21 protein-coding genes and 1 pseudogene are annotated in these 16771 nt (G+C 41.0%); 7 read left to right on the top strand and 15 right to left on the bottom strand.

The window, feature by feature from the left end; all coding sequences use genetic code 11:
• Together CRJ00_RS15080 and CRJ00_RS15075 are read left to right on the top strand one after the other, a co-directional pair.
• Positions 1-265 (top strand): transposase (locus CRJ00_RS15080; protein ID WP_144038068.1); only part of this gene is annotated, 265 nt, incomplete at its 5' end.
• Positions 258-1382 carry a tyrosine-type recombinase/integrase gene (locus tag CRJ00_RS15075; protein WP_099367586.1) on the top strand — a complete coding sequence of 375 codons (1125 nt, stop codon included), beginning with the start codon at positions 258-260 and terminating at the stop codon, positions 1380-1382. The genes CRJ00_RS15080 and CRJ00_RS15075, both read left to right, overlap by 8 nt.
• Before the next feature lie 880 nt (positions 1383-2262).
• Here the strand turns inward: CRJ00_RS15075 and CRJ00_RS18865 are convergent.
• Positions 2263-2439 (bottom strand): hypothetical protein, encoded by a 177-nt coding sequence (locus CRJ00_RS18865; protein ID WP_180268507.1) that lies wholly within the window; start codon positions 2437-2439, stop codon positions 2263-2265.
• 100 nt (positions 2440-2539) lie between these two features.
• On the opposite strand from CRJ00_RS18865, the gene CRJ00_RS15070 reads away from it, so the two are divergent.
• Entirely contained in the window at positions 2540-2797 is a 258-nt protein-coding gene (locus CRJ00_RS15070; RefSeq protein WP_099367585.1) for a hypothetical protein, read from the top strand.
• A gap of 1157 nt (positions 2798-3954) precedes the next feature.
• Here the strand turns inward: CRJ00_RS15070 and CRJ00_RS15060 are convergent.
• The 9 genes from CRJ00_RS15060 to CRJ00_RS18655 form a co-directional block, all read right to left on the bottom strand.
• Positions 3955-4146: a cold-shock protein gene (locus CRJ00_RS15060; RefSeq protein WP_099367583.1), complete on the bottom strand. Its 192-nt coding sequence runs from the start codon at positions 4144-4146 to the stop codon at positions 3955-3957.
• Positions 4147-4416: 270 nt separating this feature from the next.
• Positions 4417-5478, bottom strand: coding sequence for a fatty acid desaturase family protein (locus CRJ00_RS15055; protein WP_099367582.1), 1062 nt, complete (start codon positions 5476-5478; stop codon positions 4417-4419).
• Positions 5479-5667: 189 nt separating this feature from the next.
• Positions 5668-6198 carry a hypothetical protein gene (locus CRJ00_RS15050; protein WP_144038177.1) on the bottom strand — a complete coding sequence of 177 codons (531 nt, stop codon included), beginning with the start codon at positions 6196-6198 and terminating at the stop codon, positions 5668-5670.
• On the bottom strand, positions 6155-6586 hold the full coding sequence (locus CRJ00_RS15045; RefSeq protein ID WP_099367580.1) for a hypothetical protein: 432 nt from the start codon (positions 6584-6586) through the stop codon (positions 6155-6157). The genes CRJ00_RS15050 and CRJ00_RS15045 overlap by 44 nt, the downstream gene beginning before the upstream one ends.
• A gap of 2 nt (positions 6587-6588) precedes the next feature.
• Positions 6589-7056 (bottom strand): N-acetylmuramoyl-L-alanine amidase, encoded by a 468-nt coding sequence (locus CRJ00_RS15040; RefSeq protein ID WP_180268506.1) that lies wholly within the window; start codon positions 7054-7056, stop codon positions 6589-6591.
• Between the two features lie 44 nt (positions 7057-7100).
• Positions 7101-8480: a hypothetical protein gene (locus CRJ00_RS15035; protein ID WP_144038176.1), complete on the bottom strand. Its 1380-nt coding sequence runs from the start codon at positions 8478-8480 to the stop codon at positions 7101-7103.
• A gap of 189 nt (positions 8481-8669) precedes the next feature.
• Positions 8670-10226: a phage head spike fiber domain-containing protein gene (locus CRJ00_RS15030; RefSeq protein ID WP_099367577.1), complete on the bottom strand. Its 1557-nt coding sequence runs from the start codon at positions 10224-10226 to the stop codon at positions 8670-8672.
• A complete protein-coding gene (locus CRJ00_RS15025; RefSeq protein ID WP_099367576.1) occupies positions 10210-10539 on the bottom strand; it encodes a hypothetical protein in 330 nt (109 codons plus the stop codon). The genes CRJ00_RS15030 and CRJ00_RS15025 overlap by 17 nt, the downstream gene beginning before the upstream one ends.
• Entirely contained in the window at positions 10539-10805 is a 267-nt protein-coding gene (locus tag CRJ00_RS18655) for a hypothetical protein (protein WP_144038175.1), read from the bottom strand. The genes CRJ00_RS15025 and CRJ00_RS18655 overlap by 1 nt, the downstream gene beginning before the upstream one ends.
• On the opposite strand from CRJ00_RS18655, the gene CRJ00_RS18860 reads away from it, so the two are divergent.
• Positions 10804-10962, top strand: coding sequence for a hypothetical protein (locus tag CRJ00_RS18860; protein WP_180268505.1), 159 nt, complete (start codon positions 10804-10806; stop codon positions 10960-10962). The two genes, CRJ00_RS18655 and CRJ00_RS18860, sit on opposite strands and share 2 nt — an antisense overlap.
• A 163-nt stretch (positions 10963-11125) precedes the next feature.
• Here the strand turns inward: CRJ00_RS18860 and CRJ00_RS15015 are convergent, their stop codons facing one another.
• Together CRJ00_RS15015 and CRJ00_RS15010 are read right to left on the bottom strand one after the other, a co-directional pair.
• Positions 11126-11818: a hypothetical protein gene (locus tag CRJ00_RS15015; RefSeq protein WP_099367574.1), complete on the bottom strand. Its 693-nt coding sequence runs from the start codon at positions 11816-11818 to the stop codon at positions 11126-11128.
• A gap of 11 nt (positions 11819-11829) precedes the next feature.
• On the bottom strand, positions 11830-12366 hold the full coding sequence (locus CRJ00_RS15010; RefSeq protein WP_099367573.1) for a hypothetical protein: 537 nt from the start codon (positions 12364-12366) through the stop codon (positions 11830-11832).
• Between the two features lie 65 nt (positions 12367-12431).
• Here CRJ00_RS15010 and CRJ00_RS15005 point away from each other — a divergent pair, with 65 nt between their 5' ends.
• Positions 12432-14225 carry an Ig-like domain-containing protein gene (locus tag CRJ00_RS15005; protein WP_144038173.1) on the top strand — a complete coding sequence of 598 codons (1794 nt, stop codon included), beginning with the start codon at positions 12432-12434 and terminating at the stop codon, positions 14223-14225.
• A gap of 5 nt (positions 14226-14230) precedes the next feature.
• On the opposite strand, the gene CRJ00_RS15000 is transcribed toward CRJ00_RS15005, so the two are convergent.
• The 3 genes from CRJ00_RS15000 to CRJ00_RS14990 all read right to left on the bottom strand — a co-directional run bounded on the left by CRJ00_RS15000 (position 14231) and on the right by CRJ00_RS14990 (position 15716).
• Positions 14231-14845 (bottom strand): protein-tyrosine-phosphatase, encoded by a 615-nt coding sequence (locus CRJ00_RS15000; protein ID WP_257213809.1) that lies wholly within the window; start codon positions 14843-14845, stop codon positions 14231-14233.
• A 5-nt stretch (positions 14846-14850) separates the two neighbouring features.
• Positions 14851-15324, bottom strand: a complete 474-nt coding sequence (locus CRJ00_RS14995) for a DUF6428 family protein (protein WP_099367571.1) — start codon at positions 15322-15324, stop codon at positions 14851-14853.
• A 62-nt stretch (positions 15325-15386) separates the two neighbouring features.
• Complete coding sequence (locus CRJ00_RS14990; protein WP_099367570.1) at positions 15387-15716, bottom strand: ArsR/SmtB family transcription factor; 330 nt, start codon at positions 15714-15716, stop codon at positions 15387-15389.
• A 297-nt stretch (positions 15717-16013) separates the two neighbouring features.
• Here CRJ00_RS14990 and CRJ00_RS19030 point away from each other — a divergent pair, with 297 nt between their 5' ends.
• Both CRJ00_RS19030 and CRJ00_RS14980 read left to right on the top strand, forming a co-directional pair.
• Entirely contained in the window at positions 16014-16409 is a 396-nt protein-coding gene (locus CRJ00_RS19030; RefSeq protein WP_218962232.1) for a transposase, read from the top strand.
• Between the two features lie 23 nt (positions 16410-16432).
• Positions 16433-16771: pseudogene (locus CRJ00_RS14980) on the top strand (IS3-like element ISElsp1 family transposase); the annotation flags it as partial.

The following is a 16771-nucleotide window of genomic DNA, read 5'->3' as shown; positions in this document are numbered from 1 at the left end:
CAACAAATGCAGGGACAAAAAGATAGCTTTTACAAAGCTAGGTCTGTGGCACAATCAGGTTGAGAATGCGGGCATTGCTTCCTTTGAGAGCGTGGCAAGATCCATTGCAGCACATCACCAATATATACTACACTACTTCGATAACAGAAGCACCAATGCCTCGGCAGAATCTTTCAATGCAAAACTCAAAGCTTTTAGGAGTGTCTTTCGTGGCGTAAGGGACACAACATTCTTCCTGTACAGAGTGATGAAATTATATGCTTAAAAATCTTTACCCCCCAAACTTTCGGTATGATCCGGTAGAACTCCAGAAGGCCGGTTCCTCACTCTACAAAAGGTTCAAAATTTTTGAATCTATCAATACTTTTAAGACAGTTAGATCCAGAAGAAATCAGATTAAGGTCGTTTACAATAGTATAAAAGAACTTCTCGAAAATGGGTTTAATCCGTTTACCCAATTCAAATATTCTAAGATCACTGGAAAATATTCAATTTCCCAATGTATTGATGAATATCTTGAGCGCGTTAAACCTGATCTCAAACCAAAATCCTACAAATTATATGATGGAAGGTTGAAACTTTTTAAAGTTTTCCTGGAGGAAAGTAATTTAGGAGATATGGATATTTCCCATCTTACTAAGCAGCATATCTTTGATTTTGTCAAAATCAATCAGCTACAAAGGAAATGGAGCAATAAGACCTATAATCACTACCTTCAGGCCATTAATACATTCCTACAGTACTATATTGATAACTTTGATGGGTATCTCAAAGAAAATGTATGTTCTAAGGTCAAAAAACTCCAGGTACAGAAAAGGGGTAATAGGCCATTTAGAAATAACACCTTCAAAAATGTTCTGGATTGGCTAAAGGAAAAGGATTGGTTTATGTACCAATTCTGCAGGTTCATTTATTATTCTTGTATGAGACCAGATGCTGAACTGAGATTACTCCAGATCAAACATATTGATCTGATAGGAAGAAAGATCGTAGTGCCTTCAACGAATTCTAAAAGCAAGATTACTCAATATATACCGATTGATGAAGAATTTTTTGGTATTATAAGAGAGATGAATTTAGAAAAATATGACCGAGAATATTTTGTCTTTGGTCTGAATGATGGACCAGCTGAAAAGCCTGTATCAGAGAAATATTTCAGAAAAAGGTTCATGAAGGTGAGAAGATATGTATACATAGATGAACATGTAACTATGTACTCTTTCAAACATACTAGGTGTATACATCTCGTGGAGGATGGTGAGAAACTTCACAATATCATCAAATTAACAAGGCATAAAACCCTAGTTGAACTAATGGATTATTTAAAGGATATGGGGGTTATCCTTGGGGATGAGGTAAAATTAAAGAGTAGGAGTATCTAAGGGTTTTGAATTAAGTCCAATCTTAGAATTGGACATTTAAGATCAAAAAATATATTATCCAAATTAGAGATAAGAAGAAATGAAAGCAAATTAAAAGATCTTAAAAGACAGATGTTTGAATATATTAGGTACGAAGCATTTAAAATAGGGAATTAGTTTAATCATTCTCACAAATATTGTTGGAATCAATTAATTACAATAGAAGTCTTTCCACAAAAATGGGATAAAACTTCAAGGTATCCTTTATGAATTTTTCAGCTTCATCATAAGAATAATGTTCTCTTAGCCAATTTGCATGAATAATTATAAAATCATGCAATTCTTTATCTTCTTTATCCACCATTAAAATTTAATTGGCTTTTATTCAGAAATTCTTCCATTTAAACATTAATCCAATTCCCTATTTGTATTATTTGCAAAAAACCTCTGGCCTGACCAGCAATAATGGAAGCTTGGTAAAAGAAATAAGGCTTCTAAACTTTTTTGATCAATAACAATAGCTTCTTTTTGTCCTTTGGATAATCCTTTAATGTTTCTTTAATAAAGTTTTCAGCTTTTTCTTGAGAGTAATTCTGCTGCAGCCAAATTGCATGTCTCAAAAGAAATTTGTTCAGATCGAATTCGTTATGTTTTTCCATATACAGATGACAAGCATTATAAATATTAATTAGATTTATTTCCCAATACAGGTATTACATTTCCCTACCTTTACCCCCTGCCACCCACAATAGACAAAATATTCCAAGCAATAAACGAGTGCCGTGAGGAAGTGGAAGGCTATGCCCGAAACGAGGACGAAGAAAGTGCACTTCACTGTTTCTATACCCGTTTTGTGGCTAATAAATTGAAGAGTGGGGGAACATCCCGTTTGGATTAATCTTTACTTTTTATTTATCCCAGCTTTAATATCTTCCAATACAAGTTTTAAAATATCTGGGGTATCTTTTAGGAATTTTTCTGCATATTCTATTGCCTCTTTTTCACTTTTCGCTCTTGATAGCCATAGTGCATACTTCGTAACGAATTCTCTTGAATCGAATTCTAAATGATTTCCCATAATTTTTATGTAAACCTAACAAACTAAATGTAAAATGTTTTAAATTATTTTATTTTTTTTTAAAATTAAAACAAATCCATTAACTATATGTTTACCCTATATGAAGATAATTTCAAAAGAGACTATTATATCAACTGCGAAAAATTTATTGTCCGATGGTATTGAAACAAATAGGAAAACCATCACTTTTCCTGTTACATTCAATGGAGAACTATACTATTCTAAAGAGGCGGAAATTATGGAAAATGAAGGTGAAATGTGGACGATGTACACCGTTGATGGCAAACAGTGGTTGATAAGAATTGAAGAAAAAGTATATGATCTGGGAATATATCCGAAAGTTTATACAGGGGATTGATTTAATGACTACCTTACCTAAGTTGCCGGTGTCTCATTCACATTGGTGACCTATTAAGTTCTCTATTACCACATAATCTATGTAAGTACAAAGTTATGTGGCATTCCCTAAGACAGAAAAGGGAATTATTAAATCAACCCTGCAGAATATCGCAGGGTTTTTAAAGGTTTTTTATATTAATGTTAGTGATTTATTGTTCATCCCTGGTCCTATTTACTTTCTCCAAAGTAAATGGATCGGGGATTTTTTTATCTTCATGGTTGGAATACATTTCTTCCCAATTCCTAAAAACCACCAAGCAAGACCTATTAGTATTATTAGGAAACCAATCACCCAACCTATCTTACTATCCAATACCGCCCATACATTAGACTTGCTCTCACTTTCTGCAGACGTCGACGATTCACGCCTATCCATCTGCGCCTGTGTGGCAACTTGCTTGCTCGAAGTATCCTGCTTTTCTTCCTTACGTTCCCGCTCTATATTCTTATGCTCGGTTTCCGTTCCCTTACGACACTTTCAACCTTTGGAAATTTTGCAGGGAATTCTTTTTTTATTTGATTATTTTAACATTTGTTTTTCATTATTCGAGCATTACTTGCTAAGGAGCTCACCATCACAACATGGTGCGCTTTTTTTTTTATGATCATTTTTTTCTATATTTATCATGATAATATAAGTCTCAAGACTTTGGTTAATAATTAGTCAGCAAGCCTGCATCTCCAGATCGTGGGCTTGTGTTTTTTAAATAGTTTTATTACATTTAGATGTTTATAAAGCATTGCCATGTTAGTGAGGTCAATGCTGATAAACCATAGGTATAATTAGTAAAGGGTAGCGCTTTCGGGTGCTGCCCATTATTAATAAGAATTATTAAAACTAACATATTAATAGATCAATCCCCAGCAAAGAGATTTGTTGGGGATTTTTTAAATTTCAATTGAACATACAAAGTTCCTAAAGTTTAAGAATACGGATAATGTAAATATTATCTTTGGTTTTTGTTGACCAGAATTGACCAGGAAATTTATTGCATAGTAGTGGGAATAGGTTTAGTTAAATCATTCTTTTAAATAATATTGCCTTAATAGTTGTTAGATAAAAAAAATGGCCTCAACGAAAGTTGAAGCCAAATAAAAATATTGCAAGAAATCTCTTTAAGCAATACGGACATTGATGGCATTTACACCTTTCTGCCCGCGTTCAACATCATATGTAACATAGTCGTTCTCTCTGATATTGTCCTTAAGACCGGTTGTGTGTACAAACACATCTTGACTACCATCATTTGGTGTAATAAAACCAAATCCTTTGGTATTATTGAAAAATTTTACTTTGCCTTCTTGCATTGTTTTTATTATTAAATTTAAAAAATATTGTTTTGGCCAATAGCCATTTTTTTAGAGCAATAGCTCCAATAATCTTCGTCTACAAAAAAATGATGGGCAAAATTGGGATAAAAGAATTGCTCCCAATTAGAATTCACAGCATATATATGAAAACAAATTAGCATCTGAAATTACTAAACTAAAATAGAAGGGAAATCCAATCGAATTCAGAAAGCGCAACTAATGCCTGATTAATATCAAAGGTAAGAAAAAATTTTTAAAATACAAATATTATTTTCTCATGGTTTTAATAAAATTAAAATGAGAGTTAAATGAACTCCAAAAAGTAGGATACTCGTGATATGGTATTCCAAAGTCATTACAAGTTGATTTTACAATCCTGTTCAGTTCCGGATAATGGATATGACTAATTTTTGGAAAGAGATGATGCTCTACCTGAAAATTAAGGCCTCCTAAAAGCCATGTCAAAAATTTATTCCTAGTAGCGAAATTTGATGTTGACTTGAGCTGGTGCACCATCCATTCATCTTCAACCTTATAATCTTCAATACTCTTAAATTCCGTACTTGAGACCACGTGCGCTAGTTGAAAGACAGTGGCCAAACATAAACCGCAAACCACACTTACGACTAGGAGCCCAATAACTGTTGGAACTAAACCTACACTTATTATAGGAACAATGATAAAGAATACTATGTGAATTAGCTTACTTATCCAAAAAATAATCTTCTCTCTAAAAGGTATAAAAATTTTATCTGAATGTTGGCTTAACCTACTTCTTAAAAACTTCTCATAATCCTGATAGAAGATCCAGCCTAGGTAGGATATGGCATAAAGAAAAATGAAATATAAATGCTGAAACCTATGGTGTTTTTTTAAGGGCTGGTCATGGTGGATGCGCATGAATTTTATTTCGATGTCATGGTCCTCCCCATCAATATTAGTGTAGGTGTGATGAGCTATGTTGTGCTTTAGTTTCCAAAGATAGATATTCCCGCCAAGAAGATTTAACGAATATGAAAGTACAGAATTTACTCTTTTATTGTCAGAAAAAGTATTGTGTCCGGCATCATGCATGATATTAAATCCAATAGCAGCTAAGTTTACTCCTAAAATAGCGCATAGTAATATGCATATAGACCAATGAGGTTTGACAAAAACTAAGGTTATATATAATATAATGAGACTTGAAAGAAGAATTATGGCTTTTAAAGTTAATTTTCTATTGCCTGTCTTTTTAAAATTGTTCTGAATAAAATAATCGTTTATGTTCGACTTAAGAGTTCTTGAAAAAGTAGTTTTTTCTTTAGAGAATTTTACTATGGTACTCATACTATTGCACTATACTTATTAGCTTTTAAATATTAAAATAAACTCTAAGATATAGAATTTTTATTTTATGGCAAAACTTTGTCATTCCAAAATTGATAAGAATGTTAGTTTTAAAAGTTATCTTTAGAACAATTTTGAATAAAGTTTTCTGACCTAGTCTTAAAAGTAATAAGTATTCATAATTAGATCTTATGACTTCTGGGCATTCCCCTTATTCCGTTTGAACCCAAAAAACCACCAAGCAACACCGATCAATATTATCAGGAAAGCAATCCCTCCTGCAATTATTCCTTTGACGCTTGTCTTGGATTCTTTATGCAAATCCTTTTCGTAATTATTTTGCTTTGATTCCAGCGTCTCCTTTGAGGAGAGATAATAAGAAATATCAGATTGTAGTTTCTTGAACGCACTATCCAGCTGTCTTAATTTCTCGCTTTCCTCTATATCCAACTTTACATTACCTTCCGCGGTAAAAGAGCCGTCTGAATTGAAGTTCACGCGGTCAGCCTGTAATGTTGTGTTCTTTATCTTGTCGCTTGTCCTCACGCTCGTATGAACGTTCAATGATTGGCTGTTATCCTGATATTCCAACTTGGTATCGTTGCGCTTTTCCACTTCAGCCCCGGATTTTACAACATTCAGATCCTTACTCGTATTCTTGAAAAGTCCGCACCCATTAATTAAGGTGCAGACCATCATTGATAATATCAGTCTTTTCATTTGCTTCTATGGTTAGTCTCAATAATCTACATTCCTCCTTCAGGCCTTCCAGCTCGATCTTCTGGGCATCGAACAATGATCGGAACTGTTCAAGTTCCTCACGGATGGCCTTCAGCGCTTTCTTGCAGGCGTTCTCCTCCTCAAGGGCAATCCTCAGCTTTTCCTTTAGCTGTTCAATGATCCCATCCGATGCCTCCAATTGTTTTTCCAATCGCTCGGTAATCCCTTCCGACATTTCGAGCACCTTTTTCGCATTCTCGACTATACCACCATCGTTTTCGATCCTTTCCTTTGGCTTGGATCGCCACCATAACCAGACAGCCCCAACAATGGCCGCTATCGCTCCATATGCATTTGGAATCACATGTTCTCTGATAAATTCTTCCATAACTACAATGCTTTAAATTTTGACCAAGGGAACTGTTTTCCAGGATCGGACTTTCTTCCCGGTGCAATATCATTATGTCCTACAATTTCCCTGATTTGATATGATGATTTGATTGCTTTACAAACCTCAATCGCAGCATTGATTTGCTGAGTTGTATATTCCTGGCTTCCGGTATTCTGTAACTCGATACCAATACTATGATCATTCAGGTTGTTGAGGCCCTTCCAAGTGCTTTTACCTGCATGCCATGCCTTGACGTTGAACGGCACCAACTGCGTGACCACACCATCCCGGGATATATGGATATGTGCCGAAACCTTGCTCTTTGGGTCGGACATCCAATTTACCGCACTGGTTGAATTGCTCGCTGCATCAAAGTGCATTACAATATATATGGGCTTTATCAGCCCTCCTACATTAGGAGTAGCCCTGAAGGGAACCCCAACCAATCTATTGTTCTTAATTTCCATACAATTCATTGTTAATAATCTGTTCGTTCTATTGAATAAAAAAATTAGTTGTCAGTAATACTGACTATGATGCCCTTGTCGATATTGAGATATTTGATTATAGGGGAATAGGGATTGTTGGATGCATACCCGGTAATGATCGGCTGTTTGACCGTCATACCTACGCCTGATGGAACGGCAAGCTCTCCGGTCTTCAGGTCCAAACCCTTTCTTCCTGATCCAACATCTATCACGATCCCGGAGGTGAATTCGGGACCACCACTACTTGATGCCTTTATATTCAGGATCCCATCAACACCCATTTTTCCTATTTCCAGTCCAGCGGTTCTATTGTAGTTAAGTTGGTTCCAATAAAGCCAATTAAACCCTGAATTCTTTAATGTGAATGCATTTATTATAGAACCGGATTGTGAAGAAAAAATCCCATCTGCACCTATAAAAAATGGACCGATCTTACTGTTTCCCGTTACGGTCAGGTTCGTGGCCTCCACTACCTGCGCAAAGAGGTTGATAACATCTATTGCGGCAGCTACAATGGATTTTGCGCGGACTTTACTGCCATCGAATTCTTCTGTTCCGTTGAAGGTCCAATCGATTACCCTATCGACGATCGCTGGATCCAGACCCCTCATCTTTGAAAGTGTCATCTGCTTGGTCACTACATTGTCCATGCTCTCCACGTATACCTTTATCGTGATCACAGCAGTGTCGGCCGTCATGGTGGCCAGTCGTACCCTGCTATCGTTCACGCGGTTCACAGTGCCCCCTGTAACACTCTCAACATTGTACCTGAATTGGCCAGGCCCCGGAACTGCATTTGCGGCCACGGGGACCAGCATCGTATTCCGATGGGCAAATATATCCGTCCAGGCATTGTCCAATGCTCCGAGTGGTAATGTGCCATCATGGTTTGCAGGGATTGCATGCGCTTCATTGGAGAACCAGACGGTCATCCCGTTCTGTCCAGGCTGTCCGGTTGCCCCTTGCATACTGATGGTGAAGTTGAACTGCGCTGACCCACTGTATCCATCGGAACCAACAAAGTTTGCGGTCACGCTCCCCTGGGCAAGGTTTACTCCGGTGATCGACACCTCATTGCCAGAGAACGAGGCCGTACATCCCACAGCGCTCAATCCAGTGATGGTGATGGGAACATTTACCCCGGACTTATCCAAAAGGATCCTTGTCCTGGCCGAGGTTAGTACCGGGTTGCTTCCATCTGAATCTGCCGGTATTACAACCGCCGGTGGAGCCATCCGGATAGTGTAACCATCCTCCAATCTGGAGATTGTTTTCTGTGCCTTGGCGATGATGTTGCCCGAAAGGACATCGAAATCCACCACAACATAGGAGGGCTGGCCAGATGCGATGATGTTGATCTGGAGGCTTCCTGAATTTGTAGAAACACCGGTGATTGTTGCCACGGTCCCTCCCTGTGGATAGGTGGCCGTGCAGCCCACCGGTACCAATGAGGTGATCGCACAGGGGACCTGCTGATCACCGTCCATAACACTGACGGTGATCTTTGCATTGTCAGATCAGGGACTCCATTGTTCCTGAAGATGATTAGGTTTTCCGGGGTTGCTTTATATACGTATGCCATTGGTTTAATTTTAGAATTCTCCGGTATTCAGTTTTCTCGGAACCAGGGATAATGATCGGATGGAAACGGGCATACTTGTTCCGATACCGACCAATCCATTGCCATGTACAACCACAAAATCGCTCGGATTTACGGAATAAGGGGTACATGCTGGTCCAACCTCATACTTGAACCTCCACCACGTGAAATCTACATTGTCCTCCAGGAGAATGGGGTTCACCTGGAACTGCACGCTTCCTGCTCCGCTTCCCACGATGCCCTCGAATTTTATATAGCGTTGTTCACCCGGCGCAAGGGTAGCAAATTGCGATCCCTGGTTAGAATTTATCTTGATATCCTTTGTGCCGTTGTTCTTAAAATAGCCACTTAGGGAAACAGTTTCTCCAAGTGCAGGTGTTCCAAACATATTTACAGTCCGGATAGGTGATGTACCGCCTGAGGAAACCACCCTGTTTGCATCCTTGGCGCCCCATTCTGGCACTACGATTCCATCGGTCCTTACCAATGTTGCTCCATTATATCCGATGAAATTATCCATTGCCGAATTACTCTTTACGGCCAGGTTCCTTCCCTGAATATCATAGTTCCCAAACCACCCCGTAACATGTTCACTGGAAAGATGCCATGAGTTTATTGTGTGGATATTTAAGGGTCTGTCGCTTAATAAGGTGTCTGCCAATCTTGAGATCTGTGAATCTGTGGTGGGGATATATGAAGTAGGAATAATTCCTTCTTCCAACTGGTAACCTGTTACCACTACGGTCCTGTTATCACTTTGGACGATCTTAAATACCCCCACCAGACTATTTGAGATAGAATTCAGGTTCCTCGAAACCCAAACACGAAAAATTCCGTTACCATAGTCTTCATAATTGAACGATGTAAAGGAAACTCCGAACATATGGATCCCCATGCCGCCCATTGGGCCCAATCCATCGGCCATTTTTACGAAACATGAGAAAACATAGGTTTTGTTCAGGACAGCTTCGGCATAATGTTTATATGCAGGTGCTGTAATTGTAGGATCATATACGATCCTGGCTCCTTTATCCAGTAAAGCTCCCTTGTTCCAACCGGTATCGACGGCCGTAACACTGGCCGATCCACCCGAGATATCCTGTGATCCCCTGGGAAATCCGGAATATGTCAGATAGTTGGTTGCCGCAGGCTCAAATAGCATGCCCTTATAGGCCCCGGACTTTGGATCCTGTCCATATCTGACATCATTGGGTGGGACCGTGTAGATCTTCCCATCAGAGGCCCATCTTGTTGCAGAGCTGTTCCTGGAGAAACTGAACCCTTCGATGCTCTTTGTGTCCCCGTTCATACCGAAGACCTTTCCTATCATCATGGCACCCCCGACCAATGCGGTAGTGCCCTCATTCTTTACGATGGTCGGCAATCCGCCCAGTTCCTGGTTCAATACGCCGACATTCGGGGTCACCCCGACCGATGGAAGGTCCGATAGGAACAGGGAGATGTTCAAGGTTGTCCCCGGTACCTCCACCTCCTTGATCCTTTTGTTGATCACGAACCTTTTCTTTGTGCTGTTAACTATTCCCGCCATCGCTAAATAATCTGTGGTTCGGTGTGGCCGGTTCCTTAAGGAGTTCCGCCACACCAAATTCCTGTGTGAAATAATCCATGTTATCCTGTCCCTTCAGGTAGATGTTGAAGTATTCGCCCTGCTGCCATTCTGTAACGACATCAAAGGTCAATCCCTCTTCATCGGTCTGCTGTTCAACGGTCTTGGGTAGCCTGCCCAACCATATGAGCACCCAGTTGTCGGGACTCTCATAGATACCGTTGAAATCCTCAGGAACCCCAAGCTCCTGGAGCAGGGATTCCCGATCGTCCGTTCTGAAATATAGAGCGTCCATTACAGTGTCATTAACCTACATACGAATGTCGCCTTCGCACTGATATCCGCCGGAAGGATGGTGATGTTCTTGGTGTTCCTGGTGAAGGCGGGATCCACCACTCCGTTCTTGTCGAACTTGGACCATACATAGTTGAACCCGGTTCCGGCAGTATCGATCTCCTCACCACCGCGCCATACCTCGGCCTTCAGGTTGATCGATCCCTGTCCGTTCTTGATCACATCGCCATCAGGAGAACTGATCTCGATATAGATTGGATCGCTCATGTCGTTCAGGGTCTCCACCGCCTGGGCAGTCTGTCCGGATGTCGAAGCCCCTGTGCTGTTGTCCTTGGCCAGGCATTTGAACACCTCAAGGTTCAGTACCGCGCCATTGGGAACGGTAAGCGTCTTGGTCGCAAAACCGGTGATACCGTTGAAATAGGCATTGCTGGAGATCTTGCCCCATCCGGCCCCGAACGCGGCATCATAATGTGGACAGGTGATCGCCGCGCCACTTGCAATGGCGGCCGAGATATTGGAGGTCATGGTAACGACCTTTGAGGTTCCGTTCACTGCCTCCACGGTATATGCGATCCCTCCAATGGTCACCTGGGAGCCTGCCATAACATTGGCCACACTGGTAAAGTCACGTTCTTCTGTCCTGTGGCTGCTGAGGCTCCCGCAGTGGTCGGTGCAAACACGCCAAGATCCCGGATACCCCAAGTATAACCCACATTTGCCGTAAGCAGCTCGGAAGCCCTGAAAAGATCACATGTTAGCGTAAGGGTCTGTATCTGGTCATTCTGGAAGATCGTTCCATTGTCCGCTGTGATGATGGCCAATAGGCCACTGCCCGAATTGCTCACCGTGTTGAAGGAGATTACCGCACTGAACGATGTTTCAAGGCCATTATTCGGATCGACCAGGATCGCGGAGAATTCGTACTTGACGTTCCCGCCCCCTGCATTATCGTTCTTTTTGACCGTCAGTGCGAACGGAGCAGCTGCCTGGATCGCATAATCCGCTGAATTTGAAAGGAGCGTTCCGTTCTTTCTCCATTGTGCCGAACCGGCCTTGATCCTTCCGGCTATGGCCATGGAATCCCCGGGGATGCCCGAGATGAAGAGCTGTGGTGTCAGTACCAGGTAGGGAGATGCTGCCCAGTTCGGAACATAGGAGTTATTGTCCTGGGAATAGATCTGCGTCTGTGGAAGGTTTGATCCGATGAACGATTGGAAAGAGAGCGCATCATTCTGATCGATGATGGTGATCTGTCCCTTTGCTTTTACTACTGCCATATCTTATTGTTTTAGATGTTTACTGTTACCTCGCACTCGAAGACGGCTTTTTTAACGACGTCCGTTTCATCGATGTGCACCTCTTTTCTGTCCTTTCCCTCGTGGAAGTTCCAGATATCGTCGGCAGCCGTGTCCGCGCTGCGCCTGATCCACTGAAAGGCCGTTTCCGGCTGTGAATCCGTAATGTTGTCACCTCCCCAATAGACGTTCGCCCTAAGCCAGGTATCGATGTTGCCATTGAAGAAGATGTCGCCGTAATCGCTGGTTATGACCACCGTCAGTTCAGCGGATCCGGAGTAGAGTTTTACCAAGGTGGTCTGATCGAAAAGATCACCGACCCGGTACCTGATCGAAAGGCTGTTGCTGCCAGCCCACAATGGCGAATCATGCCTGACCGATAGGGTAAGCGTATTATAGCTGCTGGGTACCTGTACCCACGCTGCACCGTTATGGTATTCCCAGAACCTCTCCTCTGGTTTGGCCGTGAAGTTGTGCTCCATGGCGTTCAGTACAACGGCCTCCCGGTCCACCGTCTTATGGATATTCAAAGGTCATTCCAAACTCGCAGATTAGTATTTCCATTGATTCCTATGTGCCTATCGCTGATGCAGAAATGGAAAAGAAAAAAATATTTGATCGAATGGGATTGGGAAAGGATCCTATTGAAGATGCTCCCTTTATCGATTTCATCAACAAGGCTTTTGCCAAGTTATCAGCAGAGGATAAGAAGAAAGAAATTTTTATGGTTAAATCCTTCCTAGATCAGTATGAGAGCGAAGTGGAAATGAATCGCTTTGCATCCTTACGTGGCTATCCATCCTTTGATGTACAGACCTTAATGCCAGGTTTTAGGAGTTCTGATATTTTTGATGAAACTGTAATTAATGCCTCCAACTATAAATTAATGACATTTAGTGAGATGGAGGAAAAAATTAATTTAATGATCAGGAAATACGAGAAGCTTGCAGTGGGTACAGCTTTTATAATGGCCGGAGCTGTAGTGATGGTTTTTGGCACACCTCTCATGGTTTTTCCTGGGGCTTTTTTTGTCGCTTATGGTGCTCATAAAATAAAAGGGGAATTAAATTCACTTGCTAAAATCAATGAAACAGTTTTTACAGTTCCAGCGGTTACCATAGTAGAAAAATTAAACAATCCTTTTAAATCAGGTCAACAAAACACCAGCACTTCGGGAACTCTTTCAGATGGTATTCTTTTATTAAAGGACTCAGCGGAAATTCGAAATGTCATGTTCCAATTTGCAGGAATATCCAGTCAATTAAGGGATTATGCAAAGGGGACTTCAATTCAACGGATTTTCCATACGTATGACAATTTGATAGGGATATATACAAAATTGTATAATGGTAAAAAACGATTGGAAGAATTTCTAGGGTTTTCCTATCAGATTCCTAACCCCGATAAGTTACTCTTGAGCAAAAGTAGTATAGAGGAAAGAGCAGTTAAATCGGAAGATTTTGCAATAGAGAATGTTTCTGTTCAAGGGATTACGTTGACTAAGAAAAACGATGCGAATGCTATTTCATTGATGGCAACCAGTACGAGTGTGAAAGATAAGGTTGATTTTACGTTTGATGTGGTATTTAAACAAAGGATCTTTGGAACGGAATCCCGTAAGACCATAAAAGCAGTTTTTGATGGCAGGACTAATCCCTATAAAGTAGCCGTGCATGCTGGAAATAAACAGGACGGGGAATTCAACAAAAAGTTAAAGGATAAACTTCAGGTAAAAGTAACAGATAAAGCTGGAAAACCAGTTGAGGGGGCTGTGGTGGAATGGAAAGCTAATGGAAATAGCGGTTCTTTAAGTTCGGTAGATGCTAAAACTAATGCGGAAGGTATAGCAACTGCAGAATGGACATTGGGTGCTTCGGGCGAACAGGAAGTATTGGTAACTGTTAAGAATCTTCAGGAACAATTGGTGATAGGTGCACCGTTATCTTTTAAAGCTAACACAGGTACTATTATAGGAAAATGGACAGCGGTTTCGGTGTTGGAAGCTGGTCGTGAAGTGTTTAAAAATCTCCAGACTTACACCAGGCCAAGTTCAAACTGTAATGGAACAGCAACCATTCAGTCCAGGGTAGATGTATTTAATATTGAATTCAAAGCTGATGGTCTATATAATTATAGTGAAAATGGTTATTTTAAATATTCCAATCCTTGCGCTCCTCCTTCCGAATCCAATCCTGTTTATGCGGTAAGCGGTGCGGGTAAATTTACAATTATTAGTAAAGACCAGATCAAAATGTCGGATGGGATGGATGGTGAAGATGATGATTTTTCTTTTGTTAAAGTATCGTTCAATTCATCTGGAAATCTAGTGCTTACCTTCTTGGATGAAAACAGTAGACCAACGGATGTTTATACTTTGAAGAGAATTTAGTGACCTTAATAGATCATAGAAAAAACATAAAACATTTCCTGCGCAATTTCTAGGCTTTTTTCCCAATAAACGATACCCTGAATTTCCGTTCCATCTGATGATTTTGGATCAGCATACGTAATAGGAATTCGGGTATCAGCACCTGGGATAAATGGACAGCCTACATCTGCTTGTGAGCAGGTCATGATAGCGGCAAAATTAGTCTTTGGGTTTAAAGGATGGTTATAAACTTTTGAAAAAAGTTTGAGTTGTACCTTCTTTTCTGGTAAATCCAATTCATAAATCGGATTGATCTCACCTTCAGTTTTTTTCAACAAAAGACCTTGATTCCATAGCGTTTCCACAATTTTTGGATAAACGGCTGTTTCTTCAGTTCCTCCAGAAAAACAATTGACCAATGGTATCCTAAATTGATCCGCTGCAACCGATGCCCAGACCTGAGCCAAAATACTGCGCCGAGAATTATGGGTGCATATAAATTGAAGGTTTACAGGATTGGAATGCTTCACCTGTTCCTTGATATAAGTAACCAAAGGTGCAAGCAAAACTTTTCTATCATCGGAAATATCCAAATCACTAAGGATATTTCCGATTGTTTGTTGAAATGTACGGTTCATCATGTCACTTAGCAACAGCCAGAACCAGGAGAACAAGAATTGTTCGAATGCTGATTTAACTCAATAAATTTGATTTTTGGTTTTTCCGTTGGAATACCGCATGCATCTTCTGCCAAACAGGCCGTATTTTTATTCTTCAAAAGAAAATGCTGGACATTGAAATCCAGGTCAAACTTACCTATGGTCTGCTGTTGGAATTCCACTTCAACTTCCGCATCCTCGATTCCTAATTTTATTTCCGACAAAACAATAATATTCAATAATTTCTCCGGAAAAAGACGGTGGTCAACATCATTAGCATGCCATAATTGGAAACTTACTGTTTTATCATGACGGATCTTCCCGCCACAATCAATATAATTTTTATTAACCTGTCCAACTTCTGTTACATGGAAATGGGTTGGAACAAAACTGCCATCCTCCAATTGGAAAGAAACCTCCGAAAGGGTAGGGAGGATTTCTTTGATTGCTGATAATTTCATTTTAAATTTATTTAAAGACAAACAAGTATCGTAATATTACGATGTTATAGTTCAAAAAAAACCTAACAACAGGTTTTCGTATAGATATCCTGATCTAGGAAATCCGAAACATCATTTTTAATGTTATTCCATATCTTCTCATCTATGCAGTAACAGATGGACTTTCCCTCAATGGAACCTTTAATAATGCCTGCATTCTTCAATTCTTTCAAATGTTGGGATATGGTTGCTTGGGCTAATCCGAGCTCATCAACAAGATCATTACAGATACAACTTGGCTGATCGATGATATATTGCAGGATAGCAAGTCGAGCTGGATGCCCCAAAACCTTGAAAAGCTTGGCTAAGTTATTCTGCGCTGCACTGAAAATTTCGCTCTTGGTGATTCCCATTTGATGAATTGATTTAATATCGCAATATTACGATATTAATTTTACATTTTTATTCTTTTACGGGGATAAATTTTGATTCACAAAAAATCCAACTGGGAATGTTACAATGAAAGAGTCTAATTGTCCAATCCTAAAAAAGCTATACACAAAAACAAAGTGTATGGAAACAATAGAAAGAGAGTTTGAGTTCGCTGAGCGGACCAGTAAGAAGCAGCCATTCGACAAGCGTCTGATCCTCCACATGCTTGATCAGATCGAACTTGGGGTCCCTCGCCGGGACTGATGGAACAGTACGGCGTGTCCGAACTGAGCCTTATCCGCTGGATGAAGAAGTTCGGGCGACAGCCCATTGGGCCAAAGCGGTATACCAACGATCTGAAGCGTTCAGTGGTCAGGGCGGTCCAGGACGGTATGAGCGCCTACCGGGCGGGGAACACCTTTGATATCTCCTGCGGTACGGTCTCCAGATGGGTCAGGGAATATAAGGGGGAAAATACCGAACTTAGTTCCCCAAAACCCGATGATATGGCCAAAAATAAACCCGTAGACCCCAAAGAGGCAGAGATCCTGGCCCTGAAGAAGGCCCTGGAGTATGCAAACCTGAAGATCAGGGCATTGGATACCATGATCGACATTGCCGAGGAACAGCTCAAGATCGACATCAGAAAAAAGTCTGGTGCCAAGCGGTCGTAAAGATCAAGCAGGAATCCCCAGCAATGGGGATCCGTTTGATCTGCGGACTGTTTGGCAGAACAAGGCATGCGTACTATGACCGCCAGTGGCGGGTACAGGATGTCGGACTGAAGGACGAGGTCATCCTGCAGCACGTGCTGCGGATACGCAGCGAACAGAGGAGGATCGGTACCCGGAAGCTGCTCCATATGCTCTCCGGCCCCCTGCAGGAACATGGGATCAGGATCGGCCGCGACTATCTCTTCGCCCTGATGAGGGAGCATTCCCTACAGATCAGGACCAGGAAGAGGAAGGCGGTCACCACCGATTCGCGGCACTGGATGAAGAAGTACGGGAACCTGATAAAGGGACTTGCGGTCGAG

The sequence above is a fragment of the Sphingobacterium sp. 1.A.4 genome (genome assembly GCF_002734245.1).
GTDB classification, from domain to species: Bacteria; Bacteroidota; Bacteroidia; order Sphingobacteriales; family Sphingobacteriaceae; genus Sphingobacterium; species Sphingobacterium tenebrionis.
This window is presented reverse-complemented; position numbering and strand designations above follow the sequence as displayed.

Coding starts and splice junctions, on each gene's coding strand:
- CRJ00_RS15075 (WP_099367586.1), top strand. CDS start 258: ATGCTTAAAAATCTTTACCCCCCAAACTTTCGGTATGATCCGGTAGAA.
- CRJ00_RS18865 (WP_180268507.1), bottom strand. CDS start 2,439: ATGGGAAATCATTTAGAATTCGATTCAAGAGAATTCGTTACGAAGTAT.
- CRJ00_RS15070 (WP_099367585.1), top strand. CDS start 2,540: ATGAAGATAATTTCAAAAGAGACTATTATATCAACTGCGAAAAATTTA.
- CRJ00_RS15060 (WP_099367583.1), bottom strand. CDS start 4,146: ATGCAAGAAGGCAAAGTAAAATTTTTCAATAATACCAAAGGATTTGGT.
- CRJ00_RS15055 (WP_099367582.1), bottom strand. CDS start 5,478: ATGAGTACCATAGTAAAATTCTCTAAAGAAAAAACTACTTTTTCAAGA.
- CRJ00_RS15050 (WP_144038177.1), bottom strand. CDS start 6,198: ATGAAAAGACTGATATTATCAATGATGGTCTGCACCTTAATTAATGGG.
- CRJ00_RS15045 (WP_099367580.1), bottom strand. CDS start 6,586: ATGGAAGAATTTATCAGAGAACATGTGATTCCAAATGCATATGGAGCG.
- CRJ00_RS15040 (WP_180268506.1), bottom strand. CDS start 7,056: ATGGAAATTAAGAACAATAGATTGGTTGGGGTTCCCTTCAGGGCTACT.
- CRJ00_RS15030 (WP_099367577.1), bottom strand. CDS start 10,226: ATGGCGGGAATAGTTAACAGCACAAAGAAAAGGTTCGTGATCAACAAA.
- CRJ00_RS15025 (WP_099367576.1), bottom strand. CDS start 10,539: ATGGACGCTCTATATTTCAGAACGGACGATCGGGAATCCCTGCTCCAG.
- CRJ00_RS18860 (WP_180268505.1), top strand. CDS start 10,804: ATGTCGTTCAGGGTCTCCACCGCCTGGGCAGTCTGTCCGGATGTCGAA.
- CRJ00_RS18655 (WP_144038175.1), bottom strand. CDS start 10,805: ATGAGCGATCCAATCTATATCGAGATCAGTTCTCCTGATGGCGATGTG.
- CRJ00_RS15015 (WP_099367574.1), bottom strand. CDS start 11,818: ATGGCAGTAGTAAAAGCAAAGGGACAGATCACCATCATCGATCAGAAT.
- CRJ00_RS15005 (WP_144038173.1), top strand. CDS start 12,432: ATGGAAAAGAAAAAAATATTTGATCGAATGGGATTGGGAAAGGATCCT.
- CRJ00_RS15000 (WP_257213809.1), bottom strand. CDS start 14,845: ATGATGAACCGTACATTTCAACAAACAATCGGAAATATCCTTAGTGAT.
- CRJ00_RS14995 (WP_099367571.1), bottom strand. CDS start 15,324: ATGAAATTATCAGCAATCAAAGAAATCCTCCCTACCCTTTCGGAGGTT.
- CRJ00_RS14990 (WP_099367570.1), bottom strand. CDS start 15,716: ATGGGAATCACCAAGAGCGAAATTTTCAGTGCAGCGCAGAATAACTTA.